The organism is Methylobacterium sp. WL69 (assembly GCF_008039485.1).
In the GTDB taxonomy this organism is placed as follows: Bacteria; Pseudomonadota; Alphaproteobacteria; order Rhizobiales; family Beijerinckiaceae; genus Methylobacterium.
Genome location: NZ_VRUZ01000028.1, coordinates 23,944 through 46,730, shown reverse-complemented (window position 1 = coordinate 46,730; position 22,787 = coordinate 23,944). Strand labels below are relative to the sequence as shown.

General features: G+C 67.3%; 20 protein-coding genes, 1 tRNA gene and 2 pseudogenes. 17 read left to right on the top strand and 6 right to left on the bottom strand.

Annotation, left to right across the window (positions count from 1 at the left end):
* The 5 genes and pseudogenes from FV218_RS10435 to FV218_RS10415 all read left to right on the top strand — a co-directional run.
* Positions 1–336 (top strand): hypothetical protein (locus FV218_RS10435; RefSeq protein ID WP_246685067.1); only part of this gene is annotated, 336 nt, incomplete at its 5' end.
* Positions 333–566: pseudogene (locus tag FV218_RS10430) on the top strand (IS21 family transposase); the annotation flags it as partial. The gene FV218_RS10435 and the pseudogene FV218_RS10430, both read left to right, overlap by 4 nt.
* 455 nt (positions 567–1,021) lie before the next feature.
* The gene (locus FV218_RS10425) at positions 1,022–2,098 is read left to right on the top strand and encodes a catalase family protein (RefSeq protein WP_147709657.1); all 1,077 of its coding nucleotides are present in this window, start codon (positions 1,022–1,024) and stop codon (positions 2,096–2,098) included.
* 661 nt (positions 2,099–2,759) lie between these two features.
* Complete coding sequence (dps, locus tag FV218_RS10420) at positions 2,760–3,311, top strand: DNA starvation/stationary phase protection protein Dps (protein WP_056092254.1); 552 nt, start codon at positions 2,760–2,762, stop codon at positions 3,309–3,311.
* Between the two features lie 516 nt (positions 3,312–3,827).
* The gene (locus FV218_RS10415; protein WP_246685066.1) at positions 3,828–5,633 is read left to right on the top strand and encodes a glycoside hydrolase family 15 protein; all 1,806 of its coding nucleotides are present in this window, start codon (positions 3,828–3,830) and stop codon (positions 5,631–5,633) included.
* A gap of 130 nt (positions 5,634–5,763) precedes the next feature.
* Here FV218_RS10415 and FV218_RS10410 read toward each other — a convergent pair.
* Positions 5,764–5,938, bottom strand: a pseudogene (locus FV218_RS10410) (IS256 family transposase); the annotation flags it as partial.
* Positions 5,939–6,137: 199 nt separating this feature from the next.
* On the opposite strand from FV218_RS10410, the gene FV218_RS10405 reads away from it, so the two are divergent.
* The 4 genes from FV218_RS10405 (at position 6,138) to FV218_RS10390 (ending at position 10,259) form a co-directional block, all read left to right on the top strand.
* A tRNA-Ile gene (locus tag FV218_RS10405) sits at positions 6,138–6,213 on the top strand.
* A 503-nt stretch (positions 6,214–6,716) separates the two neighbouring features.
* Positions 6,717–7,862 (top strand): HNH endonuclease, encoded by a 1,146-nt coding sequence (locus FV218_RS10400; protein ID WP_147709654.1) that lies wholly within the window; start codon positions 6,717–6,719, stop codon positions 7,860–7,862.
* 557 nt (positions 7,863–8,419) lie between these two features.
* Entirely contained in the window at positions 8,420–8,650 is a 231-nt protein-coding gene (locus FV218_RS10395) for a hypothetical protein (RefSeq protein WP_147709653.1), read from the top strand.
* A gap of 145 nt (positions 8,651–8,795) precedes the next feature.
* On the top strand, positions 8,796–10,259 hold the full coding sequence (locus tag FV218_RS10390; RefSeq protein ID WP_147709652.1) for a hypothetical protein: 1,464 nt from the start codon (positions 8,796–8,798) through the stop codon (positions 10,257–10,259).
* Here FV218_RS10390 and FV218_RS10385 read toward each other — a convergent pair.
* From FV218_RS10385 to FV218_RS10370, 4 genes are all read right to left on the bottom strand, one after another.
* Positions 10,213–10,524, bottom strand: a complete 312-nt coding sequence (locus FV218_RS10385) for a protealysin inhibitor emfourin (RefSeq protein WP_147709651.1) — start codon at positions 10,522–10,524, stop codon at positions 10,213–10,215. The two genes, FV218_RS10390 and FV218_RS10385, sit on opposite strands and share 47 nt — an antisense overlap.
* The gene (locus FV218_RS10380) at positions 10,524–11,579 is read right to left on the bottom strand and encodes a M4 family metallopeptidase (RefSeq protein ID WP_147709650.1); all 1,056 of its coding nucleotides are present in this window, start codon (positions 11,577–11,579) and stop codon (positions 10,524–10,526) included. The genes FV218_RS10385 and FV218_RS10380 overlap by 1 nt, the downstream gene beginning before the upstream one ends.
* An 80-nt stretch (positions 11,580–11,659) precedes the next feature.
* Positions 11,660–12,004, bottom strand: coding sequence for a hypothetical protein (locus tag FV218_RS10375; RefSeq protein ID WP_187273020.1), 345 nt, complete (start codon positions 12,002–12,004; stop codon positions 11,660–11,662).
* Between the two features lie 24 nt (positions 12,005–12,028).
* A complete protein-coding gene (locus tag FV218_RS10370; RefSeq protein WP_147709648.1) occupies positions 12,029–14,659 on the bottom strand; it encodes an MBL fold metallo-hydrolase in 2,631 nt (876 codons plus the stop codon).
* Between the two features lie 611 nt (positions 14,660–15,270).
* Between FV218_RS10370 and FV218_RS10365 the strand changes: the two genes are divergently transcribed.
* The 3 genes from FV218_RS10365 to FV218_RS10355 all read left to right on the top strand — a co-directional run bounded on the left by FV218_RS10365 (position 15,271) and on the right by FV218_RS10355 (position 19,235).
* Entirely contained in the window at positions 15,271–16,434 is a 1,164-nt protein-coding gene (locus tag FV218_RS10365; RefSeq protein ID WP_147709647.1) for a patatin-like phospholipase family protein, read from the top strand.
* Between the two features lie 229 nt (positions 16,435–16,663).
* Positions 16,664–17,689 (top strand): DUF87 domain-containing protein, encoded by a 1,026-nt coding sequence (locus FV218_RS10360; protein ID WP_246685065.1) that lies wholly within the window; start codon positions 16,664–16,666, stop codon positions 17,687–17,689.
* A 1,105-nt stretch (positions 17,690–18,794) separates the two neighbouring features.
* Entirely contained in the window at positions 18,795–19,235 is a 441-nt protein-coding gene (locus FV218_RS10355; protein WP_147709646.1) for a hypothetical protein, read from the top strand.
* A 47-nt stretch (positions 19,236–19,282) separates the two neighbouring features.
* Here the strand turns inward: FV218_RS10355 and FV218_RS10350 are convergent, their stop codons facing one another.
* Entirely contained in the window at positions 19,283–19,558 is a 276-nt protein-coding gene (locus FV218_RS10350; RefSeq protein ID WP_147709645.1) for a hypothetical protein, read from the bottom strand.
* A 532-nt stretch (positions 19,559–20,090) separates the two neighbouring features.
* On the opposite strand from FV218_RS10350, the gene FV218_RS10345 reads away from it, so the two are divergent.
* The 5 genes from FV218_RS10345 (at position 20,091) to FV218_RS10330 (ending at position 22,772) form a co-directional block, all read left to right on the top strand.
* Positions 20,091–20,330 (top strand): hypothetical protein, encoded by a 240-nt coding sequence (locus tag FV218_RS10345; protein ID WP_147709644.1) that lies wholly within the window; start codon positions 20,091–20,093, stop codon positions 20,328–20,330.
* A 720-nt stretch (positions 20,331–21,050) separates the two neighbouring features.
* Positions 21,051–21,206 carry a hypothetical protein gene (locus FV218_RS22730; RefSeq protein WP_187273019.1) on the top strand — a complete coding sequence of 52 codons (156 nt, stop codon included), beginning with the start codon at positions 21,051–21,053 and terminating at the stop codon, positions 21,204–21,206.
* Between the two features lie 77 nt (positions 21,207–21,283).
* Positions 21,284–21,904 (top strand): 2,3-bisphosphoglycerate-dependent phosphoglycerate mutase, encoded by a 621-nt coding sequence (locus FV218_RS10340; RefSeq protein WP_246685068.1) that lies wholly within the window; start codon positions 21,284–21,286, stop codon positions 21,902–21,904.
* Positions 21,905–22,044: 140 nt separating this feature from the next.
* Positions 22,045–22,242, top strand: coding sequence for a polyhydroxyalkanoate synthesis regulator DNA-binding domain-containing protein (locus FV218_RS10335; RefSeq protein ID WP_147709642.1), 198 nt, complete (start codon positions 22,045–22,047; stop codon positions 22,240–22,242).
* A gap of 281 nt (positions 22,243–22,523) precedes the next feature.
* A complete protein-coding gene (locus tag FV218_RS10330; protein WP_147709641.1) occupies positions 22,524–22,772 on the top strand; it encodes a hypothetical protein in 249 nt (82 codons plus the stop codon).
* The last annotated feature ends 15 nt before the right edge of the window (positions 22,773–22,787 follow it).

Sequence of the window (22,787 nt, the reverse complement as noted above, 5' to 3'; positions counted from 1 at the left end):
GCCCAGCCCCGTGGGGCGAGCCCCCCGCGCAAGGCCACCAACGCCACGCGCCGCGGCGACCAGCGCGCGGTGATGGATGCGGTCTACGCCACCGGCACCCTGGCGGTGGCCGCCGGCGACCGCGAGACTAAGCTCATCGCCGCCCGCCTCCAGGTCTACGGCTTCCTGACCATCGAGGAGATCGACGCGGACGGCGCGCTCCGGCGCCTGCGTCCCTCCGAAGCCATCCGCGCCCGACCCGAGCGTCCCTGGCGCGTCACGAAGGCGAGTTACGGCGCCAGCCTCGCCGTGACGATTCCGGCCGTCGACGGCTTCCTGTTCGAGCAGCCGGCCTGACCAGGGTCCGGAAGGTCAGCCGATCGGGGGCCACCGCCTTCGCCTGGGAGCGCGAAGTGCAGCCGTTGCCCGAGCTCGCGCCATCACGCGACGATCTCGATCGGCTGCTCGCAAGCCACGCTGGTAAGTCCACCGGCGGGCGGATGACGCCGATCCGGATCTACGAGGCGCTGCGCGGGCTCGGCTGCGATGCCGTTCGGCGCCATGCCAAGACCTGGAAGCGCGAACGCGCCGACAAGTGCCGCGCAGATGTGCTCGCACTGACTTCGTTGCGCCAAGCCCTGACGGCAGCGAGGTCCCGAGCGGCAGGGCGACGTCGGCTGAGTTCTGCAGGGCCTCGTGTTGCGCGCTCGCGTGTCATGGTGGCGATGGTCTCGCCGGCTGCCGGGGCTTCGATCCCGTCGTGGTCGCGAATTCGCGCGTTCGGCGGACGATGGTCTCGGTGACAAACGCTGACAAGTTGGACCTGCCCGCGCCGGCGAGGTTGCCTTGTCGGCGCGATCCGTTCGACCGGCCGGGCGGTGGATGCTCTGGGCCTCAAAGCCGGCGTCGGACTGGCAAGCGCCCCCTGGGTTCGGGCGTTCCGGACGACCGTTCACGTCTGATTGAAGCGCGTGCGAACGAGGAACGGACGGAGGCGAGCGCGGTTTTTTCGCTGTCAGGAAAAATTCTGGAGTTCGGCATCTTGCAAGCGCCTGTCCGCTACAGCCCCGACGTCGAGGTGGTGAAACCCGATGAAGATCAGACCATCGAGGGGCTGAACCAGACCTTCGATACCATCCTGCAGACGGTCGCCGACGATTCGGGCCACGCCGTGAGGTCCGTGCACGCCAAGTCGCACGGGATCCTTGAGGGCATCCTCCGGATCGACCCGAGCCTCCCGCCGGAACTGGCCCAGGGGCTGTTCGCGAAGGCCGGCGAGCACAAGGTCTTCATGAGGCTGTCGACCAACGCCGGCGACATCCTGCCGGATGCCGTCTCGCTGCCCCGCGGCCTCGCCCTGAAGGTCCTCGACGTGGACGGCGAGCGCCTGCCCGGCGCCGAGGGCACGACCCAAAACTTCATCATGGTCAACGGGACCGTGTTCCAGGCGCCGGACACCAAGAAGTTCCTGGGCAGCCTCAAGCTGCTCGCCAAGACCACCGACCGGATGGAGGGTGTGAAGGTCGCCGCCTCGGCGGTGCTGCGCAACGTCAACACCGTGCTCGGGATGGTCGGGATCGAGAGCCCGACCATCGGATCCCTCGGCGGTGCGCCCAATGTCGATCCGCTCGGCGAGACCTACTACAGCGTCACCCCGTTCCGGTACGGCGATTACATCGCCAAGTTCTCGATCGCGCCCGTCGCGCCGGGGCTGACCGCGCTGAACGGCACCGAAATCGACGCCTCCGGTCGCCCGAACGCGATCCGCGAGACGGTGCAGTCCGAGATGGCGGGCATCGAGGGCGTGTGGGAGTTCCGGGTGCAACTCTGCCGCGACCTCGAACGCCAGCCCGTCGAGGACCCGACGGTGGAGTGGAAGCAGGACGAGGCGCCGTTCCAGCGGGTCGGCCTGATCACCGCCAAGCCGCAGGACAGCTGGGACGCGGCCCGGGTTCAGGCGGTCGACGAGGAGATGCGCTTCAGCATCTGGACCGGGCTCGCCGCCCACCGGCCGCTGGGGAACATCAACCGCGCCCGCAACGCGCCCTACAAGCACTCGGCCGAGTTCCGCCAGCGCTTCAACGGCTGCCCGATCCACGAGCCGGGTGCGGGACGTTGAGGCTGTAGACGACGATGCGAAGCGTCATCGCGGAGGGGGGCAGGACGCTTCCCGTCGCCTTCACCTGCACGAAGGTCGAAGCGCGCTGAGGCGACGCCGGGGACCGGCGGGCATGCATAAACCCACCGCAAGACCGCACGGCAGCCTGTCCGACATCGAGAGGCCCGTCGACGAGGTCACCCGATCCATCCGATGGGCCGAGGACCATCAGAGGCGGTCGGCCCGGCCCTTCGAAGATCCAGGGCTCCCGGGACGACGCGAAGCCGCCTTCCCCAAGGGGATTTCGTCACCGTGGCGCCGAGCGCGGTCGGCGAAACCTCACCCCGGATCGCGGGCGCCGTCCCGGATGGCCGGACGCAGGCTTGTGCCTCACGACTCCGCCGGATCGGCAGGCGCGGATGATCATCGTCGGTGCGTTCGACCGGTGCGGAGGAACCGGCGCGCCATGGCGGTCTTGAATGGAGCGAGGACGTCTCGCGTCGATTCCCTACGGCACCGTCGAGGCCGCCGCGCGGGATCGGCGCACAGGCGATGTCCATCACCGGCAGGGCCGTGTCCGCGACGGGATCGTCTCGGATGGCCCCAGGCGGATCACGACATCGAACGCATCACGCGGCGGGAGGGCGTCTCGGCCCTCCGTCGACACAACGGGAACCCCATCATGGCGAACACGAACTCCACCTCGGGACAGCGGCTCCACGAGACCCAGAACGACACCAAGTCCAACGCGAAGAAGGTCTCCACCGACGCGCTCAACGCGCGCCTCTCGGACGGGATCGATCTGGCTCTGGCGGTCAAGCAGGCGCACTGGAACCTGAAGGGCCCACAGTTCATCGGCGTCCACCTGATGCTGGACGGCTTCCGCGACGAACTCGACGACTACAACGACAAGGTGGCCGAGCGCATCACGCAGCTCGGCGGAACCGCGCGCGGCACGGCGACGGCGGTCGCCGCCGCATCGCAGCTGGCGCCGTACCCGCTCGACGCCTACGCCATCGCCGACCATCTCGCGGCGTTGATCGACCGCTACGCCGTCTATGCGAACGCCGTGCGCCAGAACATCGACGACACCGACGAGGCCGGCGACGCTGGCACGGCGGATCTCTTCACCGAGGTCTCGCGCGGCGTCGACAAGCAGCTCTGGTTCCTCGAAGCCCATGTCCAGGAGCCGACCGGCGCGATGCGCGACGGCGACCACGCCGGGAAGCGCTGAGCGGGACTGAGCCCTCCGATCAGGGCGGGGAGGCGCCGTGTTTCGGCGCCTCCCCGCCCGAACGCCACCGCCCGACACGCGCGGATGTGAGCGAACCCACCCTATTCCTGCTGCAGCGGCGCGGGGCGCCGAAACCTTGACGGTCGCCTCGGAGAACGTTTGGAGCTGGGCTCGCCCCCGGGCATGGCCGTCTGGGCGCTTCGCCCGCCGCGGGTTGCGATGGGCGGCAACGAACCGTCGCGGATCACGTTGAAGCGCACGGCCCTCCGTGCGGTCCGCCGGCATCGGCCGCGTCGTCGTTGCCGGTGTTGCCCCTGAAGCGACCGTCTCGCCGACCGCGATGGTTACGAATCGACCCAAGCCTATCGCTGTCGGGCTTGGTCGATGTCGAGCCTGGCGGCACGCCCGCTTCGGGCGGTCCGGAACGACACGGTATCGGTCGTCCGCATCCCGCCCGAAATTCGGGCCCGGCCGACCACACGGGAAATCCGTTCCGTTCTCCAGGAGTCGTTGCGCGTGTCGAAGCCCTTTCCCCGCACCGGCGGGTCCGTTGAACGCCAGAACGGCTATCTTCCCCTGGAAGCCTATGCGGCCCTCGGTGAAGGGCGCTCGGTGGCGCTGTCGGGGGCCGACGGGTCCATCGACTGGTGGTGCTGCCCGAACCTCGATTCCCCGCCGCTGTTCGACCGCCTGCTGTCTCCGCACGGGGGTGGCTACTTCGCCGTGACCCCCGATGCGCCGTTCACCGTCGAGATCGGCTATCGCGACGGCAGCAACGTGCATGAGACGGTCTTCAGCACAGCGACGGGCAAGGCCCGTCTGACCGAGAGCCTGAACAGCGGTCCCGCCGGTCGCCTGCCGTGGGCCGAGCTCGCCCGCCGCATCGAGGGATTGGAGGGGCGTGTCCGCTTCCGGATCGATTTGGTCTTCGGAACCCGCGGCGACACGGTCGGCCCGTTCCTGTCCGCGAATGCGAGCGGCCACGCCTTCCATGTCGCCGGCCTGATGGGACTGTTCCGATACAGCGCCGGCGTCCGCCTCGACGCCGCGGACGACCATGCGATCACGGCGCACGTGGAGGTGACCCCCGGCAAGAGCGAACTCGTCGCCATCGTCGCCGGCGAGCACGAGCCCCTGGTCGTCGTGCCGGTCGCGGACATCGACCGACGCATCGAGGTGTCCTGCGAGGCCTGGCGCAACTGGACCGAACGCCTCGGCTACGGGGGCCGGTACCGGAGGCAGGTCGAGCGCAGCGCCCTGGCGTTGAAGCTCCTGCTCTACTCGCCCACCGGGGCCATCGCGGCGGCGGCGACCACCTCGCTGCCCGAAGGCATCGGCGGGGAGAAGAACTACGACTACCGCTACGCCTGGATCCGCGATGCCGGCTACGTCATCAAGGCCTTCCTCCGGCTCGGGGCGCACGCCGAAGCCAGTGCGGCGCTGACGTGGCTCCTGCGTCGCCTCGAAGAGCATGGCGCCCAAGTCCTCTACACCCTGAACGGCGAGATCGTGTCCGCGGTGGAGGAACTCGAGCTTCCCGGCTACCGCGAGTCTCGTCCGGTCAGGACGGGAAATGCCGCCTCCGGGCAGCATCAGCACGGCATCTACGGCGACATCTTCGAGACGGCGGCGCGCTTCGTCACCGGCGGCGGCATGCTCGATCTGCGCAGCGGCGCCCTGCTGGCCCGCCTCGCCGACGAGTGCGCCGAGAAGTGGAAGCTGAAGGATGCCGGGATCTGGGAACTGCCGGAACAGCAGCACTACACCGGATCGAAGATCAGCTGCTGGCAGGCGCTCAGCCGTGCCGTCGAGATGGCCGAGAACGGCCATCTGCCCGGCGCGTGCAAGGACCGTTGGGCCCGCACCCGGGACCGCATCGCGGACTGGATCGAGGAGCATTGCTGGTCGGAGGCGAAGCAGGCCTACGTGATGCATCCGGGATGCGACAGGCTCGACGCGTCGTTGGCCCTGGCGGTTCGCTACCGCTTCGGCAGGGCCGACCGCCTAACCGCCACCTGCAAGGCCATCGACCGCGAACTCGGTCGCGGTCCGTACCATTACCGCTACACCGGGGCGGATGCCGAGGAGGGGTGTTTCCTCGCCTGCACCTTCTGGCTGGTGGAAGCCATGGCCTTGCTGGGCCGGACGGACGAGGCCGCGCGAACGTTCGAGGCCTTGGTCGAGGCGCTCGACCGCAACTCCGGCACCTACTCGGAGATGGCCGACCCCGACACGGGCGCGTTCCTCGGCAACCTACCCCAGGGCTTGACCCATCTCGCCCTGATCCAGGCGGCCGCGACCTTGTCGGGTCAGGAACTGTGAGCTTGTGCGGCGAATGTCGGCTTTCCGAGGCGATTTAGATGATTGATCCCGGGGCAGGTCGCGATCCTGAACGGTGGCCGGCATGTCAGCGAGCGCCAAACGCGGCCTTTGGCATCGACCGGGGCCACGCGTAGGCGTTGGGCCGAGCCAGTCGCTCGGCGCTGTTCTCGCCATGGGCCGCGCCGGTCATCCCGCCAACCTCCAGCTCCACCAGCCGCCCGGCGGCAAAGCAGATCATCTCACGCATCGGATCGGCGTTCGTCTCTTCCCAGTACGCCACGAAGGCGCCTCGTCTCGTCGGTCATCGGGGGCCTCTCGGGTTCGGGGTTGGTCGTCGCAACCCGACCCGGCCCTCGCCGAGGACCACCCCGTGAAAAATCCCCCCTGCGACAGTGCCGTGAGGCGCGCACAAGCGGGATCCCTCGCCACCGTCAAGCTCCACCACCATCAGGGACACGACCCACTGGACGAATGGGTGGCTTTCCCTCTACGAAAATGGGCGTGGGGCCTGTAGCTCAATGGTTAGAGCCGACCGCTCATAACGGTCTGGTTGCAGGTTCGAGTCCTGCCGGGCCCACCACCTTTTTCGCCTTTGAAACCTCCCTACTGCGCGCCCGCCCTCAAACCAGGGGGACAGTTATGGGGACAGATACGTGCGTTTCGACCCCACTTTGACAGGGGCGGGTGGGGTTGTCGGCGACGCGGGATCCGAAGCTCAGGGCCCGTCCCTGACGGCCGCGGGGAGAGTGTCGTCCCCCGCGACGACAGCTCCAAGCTCCCTGTTGAAACCTCGCTCGCTTCAGCGGATCGCGGCTCCATCGCAACGGATCTACGCTTTGAGAACCTCGGCGACGTCGGCCTGCGGGTCCCAACGGCCGAGGGAAGAGCCACGGCGAAGGACCGCCTCCCGTGGCGCGTCCCTAGTATGAGGCAGGGCGCCCTACGGCCGGGCAGATCGGCGGGTGGCCAGCTCGACTGGACACGGTGCTCGGTACAATCCTGGGACGGATGAACTCGTTGCTCCTGTCGATCCGCGACCCGCCCGCTTGTGCGCCCGTCGCACGTGCCCCAAGTCCAGGGTTTATGACCATCGGTAGCAGGTCCCGCATGTCGGTCGATATGATCAATGACGCGCTGTCGCCTAAGGACTTGAGCACGCACTGCCCCTTGTGCGGGCGTGGCTTCGACGTATGTCCGGCGACCGACGAGCACATTTTCCCGCGATGGCTGCAGGACGGTTATGGCATCCGAGGCCGTCGCCTCAACATTCCGAACGCCGTGGATAGGCACTACAAATCCGTGAAGGTCGGCATCTGCCGGACCTGCAACAACGAAACGTACAGCCGCCTGGAAGCTAGGCTGGCTCCGATGCTGACCTCCGACGATCCCTACGAGGCAGCCGCGGCGGCCAGCGACCGGGAGTTGGCCGTTTGGCTAGGCAAGATCTTCTGGCTGCTTCTCAGAAAGCACAACGCGGACCCGGACTTTCGGACAAGGCGCGACCCGGTGCCGGACATGGTCATACCCGGGTCCCTCATGCCTGGGGCGGCTTATCTCGGACTGTTCCAACGAGCCTTCGCGACCGGCCGTGACATGATGGCCTGCTACATCGACGATCCGGCGGACACGGAGTTCTATGAACCACCATTCTCGTTGTACCGCGTCAAGATCGACGTGCGAGACACAGCCGCCGAAGCGTTCGACTTTGTGGATGACCCTTTTGTGCTCGGCGCCGCCATCCGCCTGGGCACCCTCGGCCTGATCTGCCTCTTCGACGGCGGGCTGCACCGCGATTTCCGAGCTATGCACTTCCCGTACCTGGAGAGTGAGAGTCATCATCCCGTTCAGTTCGCCGAGACGGCCGGGCTGATCTTCTACGACGGGACAGTGATGCACGAACAAGCCCGCGGGTTTCAGACGTTCTGGAGCCCAGCCCTCGCCTCTGTGGTGGCCGTCAACGAGACGCCGCGCTCGTTCGATCCGTACATGATGGCAAACCACGACCCGCGTCGCCTTGCGCGCTATCTCGGACGCGTGCTCTCTCAGGATCCAGCCGAGATCCTGGACAGTGAGGGCAACTTCTTTTCGACCATCCTCGAACCCGGCGGCGGATTCTTCCGGTACCCGGTCACGGAGGACGAGATCGCCGCTCATCGACGCGATCCGCACCGGAGGTTCATCTTGCAGGAAGCTCGTTGGCGGATGGGCGCCTCAAACTCGGCACGCTGACCAGATTGGCGGGGCGCCGCGGGCAGTTCTTCAATGATGCGGCGGTGCATGTTGTCGAACGCCACTCGGCCTCCTCCGCCTCGGTGAAAAACTCACCCGTCTAGAACCGGTGCCGCCCGCATGTAGGGTGGCGGATTGCGCCAGCCGGTAAACGCTCGCGGAGTCGTGTTCCTCGCCTTGGGGCACGCTTCCCGCGTCGTTCACCCAACAAGATCAAGGCGTTCTCAGCGTCCCGGCAGGGATGTCACGGCCGTCGGAAGCACTCATCCTCCGTCGCCGCCCCCGTCTGTCGGAGGCGGGCGAGCCGTTCCATGCGTTCCGGTGGCACGATGAGAGGGACGGCGCCTCACTTGAAGCATGAGACCGGCGGGTTTGTCCTGGCGAACTTGGGCCGTCCGGGGCTAGGCTAGGCGTCCCGGAGCGTTGGGCTGAGTGTCTGTTCGCGATTGCGTCGAAGTCGCGCCAATGGTACGCGGCTGATAGCCGGGGTGCGGGGTTTTGGAACCCTTTCAGCTTACCGGTGTACGCATTCCGCTAGGGCGGGATGGAGCGGCTCGATGGCGGGCGATCCAAAAGACAAAATGACGAAGAACGATCAGCGCGGCCACGCTTCGGTGTCGGCTGCCCAAGCCGACAATCGCTTGACTCTGATTAAGCTGCCTCGCCTGACCAAGGTCCAGGCGCGCCGGATCAGGCGTGTCCGCAATCTGGAGCGCGACCTTGCATCGTCGACACGATGCCAGGTCGCAATCGCCGGGAGCAGCGACCCCGTTGTGGTTAAAAGCTAGGATCCCCGCCCGGCGGATCCCGTGTGCCCAACCCTACTCTTTCTACAGCGACCTAATCAGCCGCCATTGGGCGGGCGGTCCGAACGAGATCTCGGCCGGCCCCCTACACCGCATGTGCAGTCTCGCTCGGCGGGCGGACGCACGCTTGGTGGTTGTCGAGGACGCACTAGACCGGGAGCGGGTCGCCGCGGAAATCGCTAGCCTTGAGGCTGCCGGGAATGGGGGCGATGGCGAAGTGCGCGCCGTCGCCATGACCTTCCTACGCCGTCTGCCGCGGCGTCGAAGCGACCTCTCGGCCGATGATGTCATCTGCCAAGCTGTCGTCGTGACCTATCCGACCCCCGACGGTCCCCGCAGCTACGTGATGGAGGCGACGGTTCAGGTGCCGTCCGGAGCCGGAGACATGGCCGCCGATGGTTGCCGTGTCCGGATCGCGAGCAACATCGACGTCGAAACGCTTGGCGTCCGCATCACGGTTCGCGGGACGTCGTTCCGCCAGCAGAACGGGTCGACGACAGTTTGCACGCATGCGGCCCTGGGCAGCACCTGCCGCTCGATGGGCGGACCGGACATTGGGTCCGATGCCCTGAACGTGCTTCTCAATGCCGGCGCCAATCCCCGGAGTATTTTGCCGAGCCAGCTGAATGTCGCCGTCGCTGGTCTCGGATTCGAGGCGGTGTCCTACGACCTCAGCGAGCTGCCCGGCGCATCGCACCCGCGACCGCAGGACGAGATCACCTGGGAACTCATCTGCTGCCTCGTAGAGTCCGGGTACCCAGTGCTTTTGGTCTTCTCGACGGCCAGCCCGATCGACCACGTCGTCCCCGTTATCGGCTACGCCGTCGATCCCGATGCCTGGATCCCGGTCGCCGCGAACCTGTACAGGCAAAGGGGGGGCTCAGACGCAATATCGAGTAGCGCCTGGATCGACCGACTGGTGATCAACGACGACTTGCTCGGTCCCGCCTATCACCTGTCGCGGGCCACGATCCTCGATGGGGCTCCGCACCGGGGCCTCAAGCCGAAATCGATGATCGGGTTGCTGCCCACGAAGATCGAACTTTCGTCGGTAGTCGCGGAGAAGATCGCCGCCGAGGTGCTGGATCGATGGCTCAGCCGGCTCGTCAAGGTGCGGGGCGAGGCTGTCTGGCTCTCGCGGCTAGCAGGCGCGGGCGCTCAGCTGGTTCTCAGGACCACCCTGGCGAGCAAGGCGGAATACATGGCCCACCTGCGCCGACTGGACCCAGCCGGGGAGGCCTTCCACAAGGAGAACCTTGGTGCGATGTCGGCCACCCTCCCGTCTATGTTCTGGCTATGCGAAGTGTCGCTGCCGCAGGTATACGTCGGAAACCGGGCCAAGCTCGGCGAGGTGCTGGTCAGCATCAAGGAGCTTGCCGCCGACGAGACCGACAACGACGCGAACGTGCTCGCGTTTCGACTGCCGACCATCCTCGCATGGCGTGCCGATGACGACTGTTTCGCCTTGACGCGAACTGGCCTGGACTCGCACGGGCCGCTCCATAGGCCTCCCGCCGCCTGCTTCCCGGCGCGCGCCGCCGAGCTCAGCGCTGCCGCGCCCGCGGCTGGGGACGGAGGTGCGGGCGCATGATGCGCAGGAGGGTCTGCGCCGCCGGCAGGTCGTCAGTCTCCTTGAACCTACCCATGAGGTGAGTGCCGTCCTCGTCCCTGAACTCGACCTCAAAATGCGCGACGTCCGCCCCGCCAACTAGGCGGTTCGAAGGCTTGAACAAGGCCGGCGTCCGCACCGTCCGCTCGACGATGAGCCGCTCCTCGGCCGACAGCGTCTTGGTGTCGAGGGAGCAGCAGAGGCGTAGACCGCCCCAGCCGCCGGACTGCCGCAACGAAACCCGCATCACGTGCCCCCCGGATCGATGCCAACCTCGTTCCAAGCGTGTCGAAACGCGTCCGCCTCGCGGCTGCTGCCGCTGAACAGCCGGCTCGCCGTCGCGACCGTGGCCGCCGCCGCGGCAGCGAAATTGGACCGCGAGGGCAGGCCAGTGAACGCCTCGTACCAAACCCGTCCCGCTGATTCCCACGCCCGCCCCCCAATCGCCATGGCAGCTTCATGGAAGGCGCGGTTGGGAATGCCCACGTTCTCGTGGACGCCACCATGGTCATCGACCGTGGTTACGAAATCGTTCATGTGCTTCGGTTGGTCGTCGTCGCCGAGCGCAGGATGACCTTGGTACACGGGTGTTTCTCGGAAGCTGCGCAAGGCCGCGACGGCGAGGCCGGGCCCAACGATGTCGCCCCCCAACAGCCAATCGGCGGCGTCGGCGGCATGTCCCAGGTGCCATTGTCGCGCGAGGGCGCCCATGACGTCGCAGAAGCTCTCGTTCAACGCCCCGGGCTCGCCTGCGTACTCCAAATTCGAGCTGAACCGGACGACGCCGTGGCACAGCTCGTGGGTCACGACGTCCAGGGCGCGGGAGAACGGCAGGAAGTAGTGCCCGTCGCCGTCCCCAAATACAGCTTGCCGGCCTGTCCAGAACGCGTTCGCGACGGCGTTGCCGTAATGGACGCTGCAGACCATCGGCGAAGCCCATCCGGTTACTGCCTGGGGCCCGAACGTCGAGGAAAGGAAGTCGTACGCGAGGCCCATGTTCGCGAACGTTCGCTCGACGATCTCGTCCGTGCCGACGTTTCCCCGCTCGTCGCGCGCGAGACGACCGGGTAGGCCGCGGGTTCCGCCCTCCATGTCGTAAACGCACCGCGCTTTACCTGGGCGCCTGTTCGGCCCAGCCCCCGCGATGTGGTTCGCTTCCGTCTCGCGGCGGTGCGCCTCGACGGCGCATGACTGCACGGTCTCGAAAGCGATGTCGCGGAGGCGCTCGTCCTGGGAGCGGGACAGCCGTTTCAGTTGCCCAGGCGAGACGAAGCCGCTGGTGCGTAGGGAGACGCCGGACAAGTTGCAGCCTCGTTGTAACGCCAAAAAACCGGCCCGGATCAACGGGCCGGCCGTAGGTACGATCGGGAATTAGAGCTGTGCTAGCCCTGCGCAGCCACGAAGCGACCACGTGCCTGCAGGAACACCTTCCGCCCCGGCTCGTGGCTGGTGCCCGGGGCTTCCTTCGCGGTACGGAAAGCGGCGTGCCCCTCGGTGAGCGCATCCACGCGCGCCGAATCAGCCAAAGCTTGCTTGACCGGTGCGCCGTCGGCCTTCCTGACACGGTAGGTGCGCTTCAGTTCGGCAGCGTCCACGCCGACGCGGTCCGCAGAAGGCCGCGTCGACGTCGCGTCCATAGCGGCAGCGGCGCCGCTCCCGACCTCTTCGAAACGCCACCCTAGAGCCGTGCCCGCACGATCCTCGTCCGCCGCGTCAGCCATATCCATCTCCATCGTTGTCTAGATAATACCTCACCAGCCCAAACCAAGGCACGTGAATTGCCGGAGCGTCTTGAACTCAACGGCCTGCTCCTCGTACGTCCGCCCACCATGCGGCATATCGGCGACGTAATCCACCTTCGCATCGAAGAGTGCTTCGGCGGGCGGGGCTCCCGCTAGCGAGCGCTTCCAGAACGAGACGTGCAGAGGGGCACCAAAGGCGTCAGGGCGTGCGCCGATGGGTGAGTAGTGTGCGCCCGTGCACCCCACAAACGCCCTGGCACCGCGCTTCAGGAACGCCAGAGCGATTGATCCCGCTGGCGACCGGGAGGGCGCGTCCCACTTTGTACCGGCCTCGCATGCGAGGAGCGTCGTGGTGAGCGCCCCCCAGCAACACCCCGCGAATACGACGCCGCCGAACGCCTCAGGGATGCTGGCCGCGGAGAAGGCCTCGACCAATTGACCGCGGTTCTCCCCGCTGAACGACGAGGCATCCGTCTCGGAGCCGTGCAGCATCAGGTATACCCGCTCCGCGTTCGCCTCCGCAATCGGCAAGCCGGCGAACGCCGCCGGCTCCGAGCGATGCATGTCGAAGTCTGCACCCATCGCGGTTCGGAAGACCGCGTCGGCGAAGGGCCGCGCGGAGTTGCGGATGCCGAAACGTGCACGTGCGTCTCGGTGCGGCGTCGTCGTCAGGGCCGCGTTCAGGAGGACGCCGCAACCGCCGTCGGGGATGCGCGACACGGCGACGTCACCCAATCCGTCGCCATTAAGGTCGCCGTATGCCTGGTCGCTCCAGACGACGAAGTTGTCGGGGTCGTCGTTGGCCTGACGCCCCAATCGCAACCGCAGGTCCGGTGGGAGGACGTCGTACCGTTCGGCCGGAACCACTCCGTACCCGCCGAGGATGACCACGCCGCGCAATCCCCGGACGGCCGTCGCCGCGCTGCGGATCGCGTCGGGGGAGGCGGGGACGGCGGACAAGTCGATCAGGTCCACCCCGGCATTTCGAACCATGGTCAGCGAGTGCGCTGCGTGCTCGGCTCCAACGGCGGCGGAGAGGCGGGCGGAGTCGGTCACGAACAGAAGTGGTGGCAGGGAACGGCCGCCCGCAAGGCGGCTGGGCCGTGGCGGGGGAGCCGATTGACGCTCGTCGCTGGACGGGCGCGGTTGGGATGAAGCAGCATCGGCAGGCTGCACGTCGATGGTGAGCGTCACCCGCGTCGAGACGTGGGGTACTTTGACGTAAATCTCGACCGGCGAATCGATGCCGCCCAGCGCGGGGGGCGTCGGCGGGGTTGGTAGCCGAGGCGTCACGGGCACTAAGGGGGATTCGTGGGAGTGTCCGTAGATGGCTTGCGGCTGGCCGGCGGCGCGCGGAGGGGCTGGCGCCTCGCTCGCGGTCCCCGTGCTCGGCTCGTCGGGCTCCGCGGTAGGTGCGCCGGCCGTGCCCGAGCCGTCCGACGTGCCGACGGTGGCATCATCCAGGTCGCCCCGCGCTAAGCTCAGATCCACCTCGCCTCCTTGCAAGGTCACCTCGACTAGGCCGTTCACGTCGGTGCGCGCCCAGGAGAGCAGGCCATCGTTCGCGGCTAATAAATCGAGCACGTCTGGGTTGGGGTGATCCGCCCCAGCTCGGCCGGTGCTGATCCCGAACGCGGTCGTACCATGCAGTGCCTGCAAAACCGTGTCGTCGAAGCCGTTGTATGAGCCGTGGTGGGGTAGCTTGACGAAGCCGTACGGGCCGGCCCGCGCGATGGCCTTGACCAGCCCTTCCATGTGCCCGTCCAACCCAGGCGTCTCAGCCGCGGCGAGTTGCATGTCCCCGGTGAGCAACGCCGTATCCTTGCCCAGCCCGATCCGCAGGATCACGCTCTGGTTGTTGAGGGCCGCGCCCTTGCCCGCGCCGTCCAGGACGCCCTGCAGGTCCGTGTCGACGCCCAGGTCGAGCGGCAGGTGCGAGCGGATGAACCGCCTGTACAGCCAAGCGGCGTCCGCCGCGCCGTCTACGCCCTTCTGCCTCGCCGTGACGATGGCGGACCTTGTCGCCCGGGACACCGCAGCGAGGCGGCCTGCGCAGATCTTAAGGTGTTCCGCGGTCGGACCGAGCACGCGCAGGTCCAGGTCCTGGAACTCTCGTTGTAGGTCGAGAACGTCCTTCGAGCGGCCGCCCCTGAAGCGGACCAAGCGCGTCCCCGCCACGGTGAGGTCGGCCAGCATGGTCTCGTAGCGAGCCCGCAGGGTGACGGCATCGGCGAGGAACTCGTTGAGCTCGGCGCCCGTGAGGTCAGGTCGGGGCTCCTCGCGCAACCCCGCCAACACCGCGTCGACGACTGGATCCGCATCCGACGCCGGGGTGGGGGGAAAGGCCAGCGCCTCGTCGGGGACCAGCGCCCAGCGAGCCGTCAAGGTTCCTTCGCTGACTAGGCGGGGCAGGCAGCCGATGTGGTCCGCGTGACAGTGCGTCACCACCAGCAAGGAAAGGTCGAACGGCGGCGGGTGACCGAGGATGGCCGCCAACTGCTCGGGTATGGAGCGCGTCTCGCCGCGTGACTTCCAATCGCCCGGATGGCCGCCGTCTACGAGTATGATGCGCTCCGCCTCCGTGACCAGTACGGCATCACCGTACCGTTCCTCGCCCATATCGAGCAGATGGACTTTCATCGAGGGAACCTACGGTATCCGGCGTATCGGTCGGGCAAGCGACGGCACATGGCGTGCCGACGGAACCAGCGAGAGGCCGCACCGCCGAAAAGGCGAAATTGCGGGTCCGGCCGTGGTATCCTGCTTCAAGGCGCAGCGCCACGGACCCGTGGTCTGCATGCCTGCCGTGGCGCCCCACACAAATCAAGCGAGACCGTTAATTAGACGACGTCCGCGTCCACAGCGTGTGCCCCGGCATCCTCTATAACATGAAGCCTTTAGCCTGCATCGAGACGATCGGATCGGCGATCCCGCTCGCGGCGCGTCAGACCTGATCAGGATCGGTCGGCAGCTTCGATTACGATTCCACCGGCGGACCCGGGCATCCGTCAACGCGATCGATGCCTTTCCCACGGGCTTCTTCGAAGAGGTCGTCCCTTCTCGAAGCCCTTCCAGCGGTGAATCCTGTAGTGGCAGCCAAGCTCCCTAGGCGGGACTGGGCGAAGTCTGACCGAGCCGCACGGAGCGTCCAACCCTCGATGCCGCGACTAGCCGACTGGAACGACGTTTGGGCCCGACCGAGATCGATCGCGTTGTCCAATTTGGATCACCTGTCGCGCCGGAGGTAGAGGATGAAGGTCAATGGAAAGAAGAAGCGGAGGGGCCTAGGTCTTTGCATGTCGGGCGGTGGCTTCAGGGCCACGCTCTTCCACGCGGGTGCCCTCGTGCGGCTCAATGAGCTGGCGGTGCTCCCCGCCCTCGACTTCGTCTCTTCCGTCTCCGGTGGGTCGATAGCGGCGGGGATCCTGGCCAGCCGCTGGGGGGCGCTCTCGTTCGAGGACGATGTCGCAATCAACTTCGAGGACACCTTCCTGAACGTAGTGCTTGAGTTTTGCCGTGGCGTCGTGGACGCCCCTTGCATCGCGAAGGGTCTCCTGTCGCCCAGTTCGAGCGTGGCCGACCACGTGGCGCGGACTTACGATCGGCAGCTGTTCCATGGGGCAACGCTGCAGGATCTTCCTGACAAGCCGCGCTTCGTCTTCTGCGCGAGCAATCTCAGCACTGGTTCCCTGTTCCGCTTCTCCAAGCGCTACCTGGCCGATTACAGGCTCGGCAGAGTCTATGAGCCGCGCATCCCGCTAGCGACGGCGGTCGCCGCGTCGTCAGCGTTCCCGCCACCCCTCTCGCCGCTGCGGCTCGACCTGCGCGGGATGACCTTCGAGTGTACGCCGCCACTGGCGCACGAGTTCCGGCGTCTCCGGTCGCGCGCCGTCCTCACCGATGGCGGGGTCTACGACAATCACGGTCTGGAACCCTTGATCAAACGCTGCAGAACGGTGCTGGTAAGCGATGGCGGCGCGCCCTGGGGCGTGTCACCGGCCGGCTTTGGGAATTGGTACACGCAAATCAAGCGGGTCGCTTACACGACCGACAACCAAGTCCGTGCCTTAAGAAGGCGCGACCTGATCGGCCGATTTAAGGCAAGTGCCTTGGCCGACAGCGCAGGCCTCGGCCCGTCGCACGAGTTGCGCGAGCAAACCGCCCTGTGCGGCGCTTACTGGTCGCTGACGTCGGACGTCAGGCCGTTGCCCGCTTCCCGACCCATCGCGTTCGACAGGCGGCGGCAGATGGAGCTTGCCGCCATCGGAACCCGCCTGCGTGGTACCGGGGAGAGGGATGCCGTCGACCTCGTAAACTGGGGTTACCTCTCCGCCGACGCCAACCTGCGCAGCTTCTACGATTTCCTCCTGCCTGAACCGAAGGGTCTGCCGCTGGACCAGTCCCGCCGTCCGTAGGTCCTCAGTTGCTCGCCGGACCCGGGCGAGGGCACGGGGCCTGACGCTGCTCGACGACGAATGGCGCCTTTCCGAGGGTCAGCTACCCGCCTTCATCCGTCGCCTCGTCGAGGTCGCGGGGCTTCCGCTCAACGGCGGGAGCCGCATCGGTGGGGCCCTTGGCCGGGTCGAGCTCATGATGGCGTCGGGCCCGATCCCCGTCCCGATCGGAGAGATCTCGACCGATGCGATGACGAAGGCCGCGGTCGAATGGGTCATCAACGGATCGGGCGGGAGCCCGCACTCGGCCATCATGGGCGGCGTTGGATCCGGGAAGACGCGCACGGCCGTCGCGATGCTGAAAGCGATCCGGTCACGGGCTGCGGTCCCTTTCCTCGCCTTCGACTTCAAGGGCGACCTCGGCACCGACGGCGAGGGCAAGGGGTACGGCCTCGACAAGGTGTTCGGGGCTACCGTGATCCAGCCACCCCGCGCGGCCATCCCGCTGAACGTCCTGGCCCTAAAATCCAGCGATGACATCACCATCACCGAGAGCGCGGTTCGCTTCCGTGAGTCCTTCGCCCGCCTCAAGGGGTCGACCCTCGAGGCCAAGCAGAAGTCGGCGCTCACCGACGCGGTCGAGACGGCGCTGCGGGCCAACGAGCCTTGCGAGCTCTACCACGTGCGCGACATGCTCCGGCAGGTCTACGCCCAGCGCAACATGACCGAGGACGGCGCGTCCGCCGCCCTGGAGGATATCTGTCGATTCCCGCTGTTCGCCCCGACCCTGTCGCCGGCGGAGTTCTTCTCGCAGAGCTGGATCATCCGGTTGCCCCAGGAGGTGCCAGAGGTCAGCCGGGGCATCATCGTGAACCTAATGCTCGATGCCCTCGACAACTATCTGAACAGCCTGCCCGACGCCCCGATGGAGGATGGCCAGCATCGATCGCTGCGGTCCCTGTGCGTCATCGACGAGGCGCACCGGATCCTGGGGAGCAAGCTCCCGTCGCTCTCCAGCCTCATCCGGATGAGCCGCTCGAAGGGCGGCGCGGTGATGCTGATCTCGCAGTCGCCGGACGACTTCTCCGGCGAGAAGGACGAGTTCCTGAGCGAGATGGGGCTCGTCGGTGCGTTCGGCTCGAACGCCAAGCCGAACGCCGTCAACCGCATCTTCGGCAAGGGCGTCGCCCTGTCCAAGCTGCCGACCGGCCAGTGCGTGATCAAGCTCCGTGGCGAGGAGGGATCCCGTAAGGTCGTGAGCTGGCAGAAGGGCTAGCACGCACCTGCCATGGACGGCGGGGCTTCCGCGTCCCTGTGGGACCGTCACGGATCTGGGACGGCCTTCGCCCCTCGGGTCGCCCGCTCGATCACGACGGCGGCTTCCCGCATCAGGGTGTCCGGGTCATCCCCGGATGCGAAGCCCAGGCGCACGTCGGGCGCACGTGTAATCCCCCGTTGGGATGCCAATTGACCGATTCGCGCGTAGGCGAGGGATGACCGCCGTTTCGCTGTCCCCGCCGGCCGTCCCACCGCTGCAGGCGGGGATGCCAGGCCGAAGGATGGCATCCTAAAACGCGAAATCACCATTCCCGACTGCGATTTCGGCCCTCGCCCAGGCATGCGCACCGCCGGTGTGGGATCCTGCAATCCATGGCGGGCATGCGGCCCGCCGGGAGGGGCGCCATGCTGGCAGGGATCGTCGCAAGGGTTTTGAGGTTCGGAGGCTTCGTCCCGCCCCAACCGCCGGTTCAGCCAAGACGGAAACCGGCAGCCTCCACGCGAGTCCCGAAGGCTGCGGCATCCCCGGCGCAGGTCCCGCCCGAGACGCGACGCAGGATCGTCCAAGAGCCTGGGTTCGGGCTCCACACAGCCTGTGTTCGCTACAGCAGGGCCATCGATGGCGGATCGTGGGATTTCATGCGTCAGGCTGACCGGGATCAGATCTGCTTCGTCATGGGGCGGGACCTGACATCGTGGCAACGGGTCCTTCGCCTCACCAGCGGGACCCCGTGGCGCGCCGCGGAGAGCCTGACGGAGACCACGGCCAGGGCACTCGTCCGGCGGCAGTGGATGGCCGAGCTCGACAGGTGGGAAGCCGCGCTACGAAACCTCGACCGCCGGACCTCCCTCGCGATCGTCCTGTGCCAACAGCCTGACGAGCCCCTGCATCTCCCCCACGACGTCGCAGCAGCCCTGGAAGCCCGTCGCGCGGCAGCCCTGGCGCGAGCCCAGCAGCGAGCCAAGCGGGGCGGGGCGGACGGCGGCGCCGTGCCTACGAATATCCCGGGCGAAGCGCCGGAGCCGCCGCCGCCGGAACCGCTGAGGTAGCGACGGGGGTGCCGGTTCCAGGATTACAAGTCTAAGCGAAAGGAAGTTCAGGAATGGAAAAGCCAGCCATAGAGGTAATCCCCGCCTGCGACGGCGCTCATCTCTACCAGTCCCCTACGGAGACTGTGCTGCCAGAGGCTCCGCCCCGTGGACCCCAAAAGACGGCGGGCTTGGACCTCCGCTTCGTGACGAGGATGTCACGCGACCTCGGGACCGCTGTCGCGGAGGCTGCACGTGCCGACGGCTTGACCGCCGGCGCGTGGGTCCGCCGGCTGATAATGGAACGGCTTGCCCTGCGGTCGTCACTCGACCACAGGAGCGGCCGACCCGTCCACCGGCCAGCCGAGGACACGGTGGCCCTCGTCGCGGCGCTCCGGGAGCTGGTGTTCGTGGGGAATGCGGTGTCGTGCAGGGACGTCCCTGCGGCGAAGGCCAGCCTGACCACCGTCCGGGAGTTCCTTCTGCCGCTCGTTGCCAGGGGCCCCGCCCGGTGATCTCGGGAGCGATGCGAGGGCGCGGCGGGGATGCCCTCGCCCTCCACCTACTGAAGCAGGAGAACGATAGCGTCGAGGTCATCGCCCCGCGCTGGCTCGGCAGCGAGGACCTCGTCCGCCAGGTCCGCGAGCTCGTTGCGATTTCGAGCGGCGGGCGGACGGATCGGAGCCTCTACCACGTGCATGCGGATCCGGACCTGGAGATCGCGGACAACGACGGCGCCCGATCCCGGTTCTGGGCTCTGTTCGAGAACGAGTTCGGGTTGCGCGCGCAGCCCTACTGCGGAGCCGTCCACGTCAAGCACGGTCGCCGGCACGAACACCGGGTCTACTCGTTGGTGCGGCACAACGGGGCGGTCGTGGACCTGTCGTGGGACTTCCTTCGGCGCGAGCGGTGCGCGCGCGTCGTCGAGTTCGAGTTCGGGCTGGCGATCCCCACACCCTCGAAACACGCGCGGGCGATCGTGAGGGCCCTGCGTGAGGCAGGCCGCGCAGACGTCGCCAACTGGATGGAGGCCTCCGGGACGACCGAATCGGAACGGCCGGTGGCGGCGCTCTCGCCTGTCGAGAGGCTCGTCCAGGAGCGCACGGGGATCCCGCTCGACGGCGTGCGCCGGGCGGCCCTCGATGCGTGGCGAGCGAGCGAGGATGCCGCGGGATTCGAGGCGGCGCTGGCCGAGCGCGGTCTAGCTCTACGGGCGGGCCGATCAGGGCCCGTCGTCGTCGACGCGAGCGGCATGCCGCACCTTGCGACCCGCCTCCTCGGTGCGGCGGCGCGCCGGTTCGATGGCGATCGAATTCCTGCCGCGGCGGTGAGTGCCCGGCTTGTTGGACTTCAGCTGAGAGGAATGGAAGATGGACGAGACGGAAATCCTGCATCGGCTCGACGCCCAGGACCGGCTGCTGCATGCGATCGTGGCGGCCCTGGCGCCGCAGGACCCCGAGGAGGAGACCTCGGGCTTCGACGACCTTCTGTCGGCGTTGGTCGAACTCACGGTGGCGGTGTCGGACACTGCCCAGAGCGTGGCGCTGCTGCGCTCGCACGTCTCCGGGCTCTCCCGCCCATTAGAGGCGCCGTCCTCCGCCGCCGCCTGAGCGCCTTTGACATGCGCGGGTACGATCGGGCGCTCGCTCGGGCACGCCATGCAGTCGAACGCGGCGAGGCGGAGGCGGCTTACGAGCGGGATAGGGCGGCGGCCCTCTACGGGCTGACGGATATTTGGGGCATTCCGCTTCGGTGAGGCATGACCTCCGTTCCCCGCGTCTTTGCTTCGCTTCGAAGCTCCTCAGAAGTGCGGAGGTCTCAGCCCCGGCAAGCGGCCGCGATCGTGGCCTCGAAGGCCGCCCTGATGACAGCGGGGTCGCGGTTCGGTGCAGGGCCGGCATCGAGGCCGTCGCCGACGAGGCGCAGGATCGCGCTGGCCCGCTTCCGAGCGAGCCCGCGCGGCCTCTGCCCTAGTGGTCGAAACCCAACGCTTAGTGCCGTCCGCTTTCGACCCAACCCGGCCGCTCATCGCGTTTCAGCGGCTGCCTGTAAGCGGACGTTGTTCTGCAGCCCGCTGTCGGGGTAGGACCAACGGAGCACCGCCCAACCGCTTTTCGATTACTGCATCAAAAGAAAAGCCGTTCCTCCGCTGAGTGAAGATACCCGGGAGAACTTCCGACCTGCAGACCAAATTTGGGCCGAGGGCAAAGAGCGTGTGGGCACGGGTCAAGCTGGACGCGGGTGTGGCCTGAAACAACCAAAGCGTCGGCGAGCACCTGGCGGACTGGACTCGGGAGCGTGCTTGCAGCCTAGTCACCGAGTTTGCGGGCTTGCCGGAGGCGGTCGAGACAGGCCTGCCGAAGGCCGGCGTGGCCTTGAAGAAGGCGGCGGAGGCCGAGGCCGCGGCGATCATGGTGAGGGAGCGCCTGCGCATGGCGGAAGCTGTCGACACGAGGTTGCTTCAGCCCGGAATTGTGATGCTTTGAAGCGCATCAATGGGTCGGCTATCAGGCAGACCACCTCCGAGGCTCCATAGATGGAGGATGGAACAGGATTGTCGACCATGCCCCCGTCGCGACGCCTTGTCCTGGTCCGGCATGGGGAGAGCCAAGCCAACGCTGATGGCCTTTTCACCGGCAGGCTCGATCCTCCTCTGACCGAGAACGGCCGGCGTGAGGCATGCGCGGTTGGGACGACCCTGAGGAACGAGGGGCATCGCTTCGAGGCGGCTTTCACCTCCACCATGACGCGGGCCGTCACGACCATGTCGCTGGCACTCGGTGCGCTCGGACAGGCGGAACTCGTCCCCCGTCAGGACGCGGCGCTGGACGAGCGCGATTACGGCGACCTCGGCGGTCTCGACAAGGCGACCTCACACAAGCGTTTCGGAGCGGAGCAGGTCGAGGACTGGCGTCGGTCGTACGAGGGCCGGCCGCCGAACGGCGAAAGCCTCAGGGACACCGTCGCACGGGTCTTGCCTTTCCACCTGAGGCACATCCAGCCGGCGACGATGCGCGGTCCGACCCTCGTCGTCGGGCACGGCAACGCGCTGCGGGCCATGGTGATGGCGCTCGAAGGCCTCGGCCCGGGCGAGGTCGAGTGCCTTGAACTCGCGACCGGGTCGATACGGATCTACGAGTTCGCCCCGGACACCACCATCGCCTCTCGAAGGATCATCGGCTGAGGTCCCTCGGTATCTCGCGGATGGGGCAGGGGTTCGGGCCACGAGCGCCGGTCGATCATTGCACGCCCCCATCGTAGACTGTAATCGTTCCAAGGTAAGGATCGTGCCGAGCCGTCGGCGACGCCAGCCCCATGGAAGCGATGCCGAAGAAGAGACCGCAACCCATCCTGCAGCTCAGGCGCTACGCCGGCTCCCGCCTGTACGATCCCGGGAGCAAGACCTACGTCTCGGCCGAGGACCTCGAACGGTTCAGGGCGGAGGGGCATCGCATTTTCGTCCGGGACGTCGAGACCGGGCAGGACGTCACCGCCGCTTGCATGGACCGACGGATGCACTGACCCGGGAACGATGCCATGTCTCAGGCTTGGTTGGAGCGTTTCCGCGAAATCCGGGGCCGACGCCGATCCGCCAAGCCTACCATCATGGCCAACGGAATCGGATCGGTGGTGGCCGACCCGGCCCTGGAATAACCGAATCCTCCTCGCCATGTCCCCAGGAAGCGGTGACAGCGGCCTCAACCAGGGTCTCGGTGCCGTCGGCCGTCATGGGAAGCCTAGCGGCTCCGTTCGTCGCGGGTCGCATGGTCGTGCCATCGTGGCTCGCCGCAGGGGATGCTGCCATGAGAGCGATCCGTCATCTGCCGAACGAGGATCGGATGCCCTTGATCCGTGCCGGGGTGACGACGGCACGTCGCGACTCCCGCATCGGAATTCCCGCGAACGATAACCGCAAGGCCGTCGAACGACCTCTGACGGCAGGCGTCGGCATGGCCCTCATCGTCGCCGGACGGTTGCTTCTCGGGGCAAGCTGCATCGGGTTCATCGCGGCCGGAGCTCTCCTGCTTGGCATCGTCCAGCAGGTGCCTTGAGGCCGCGACCAACGA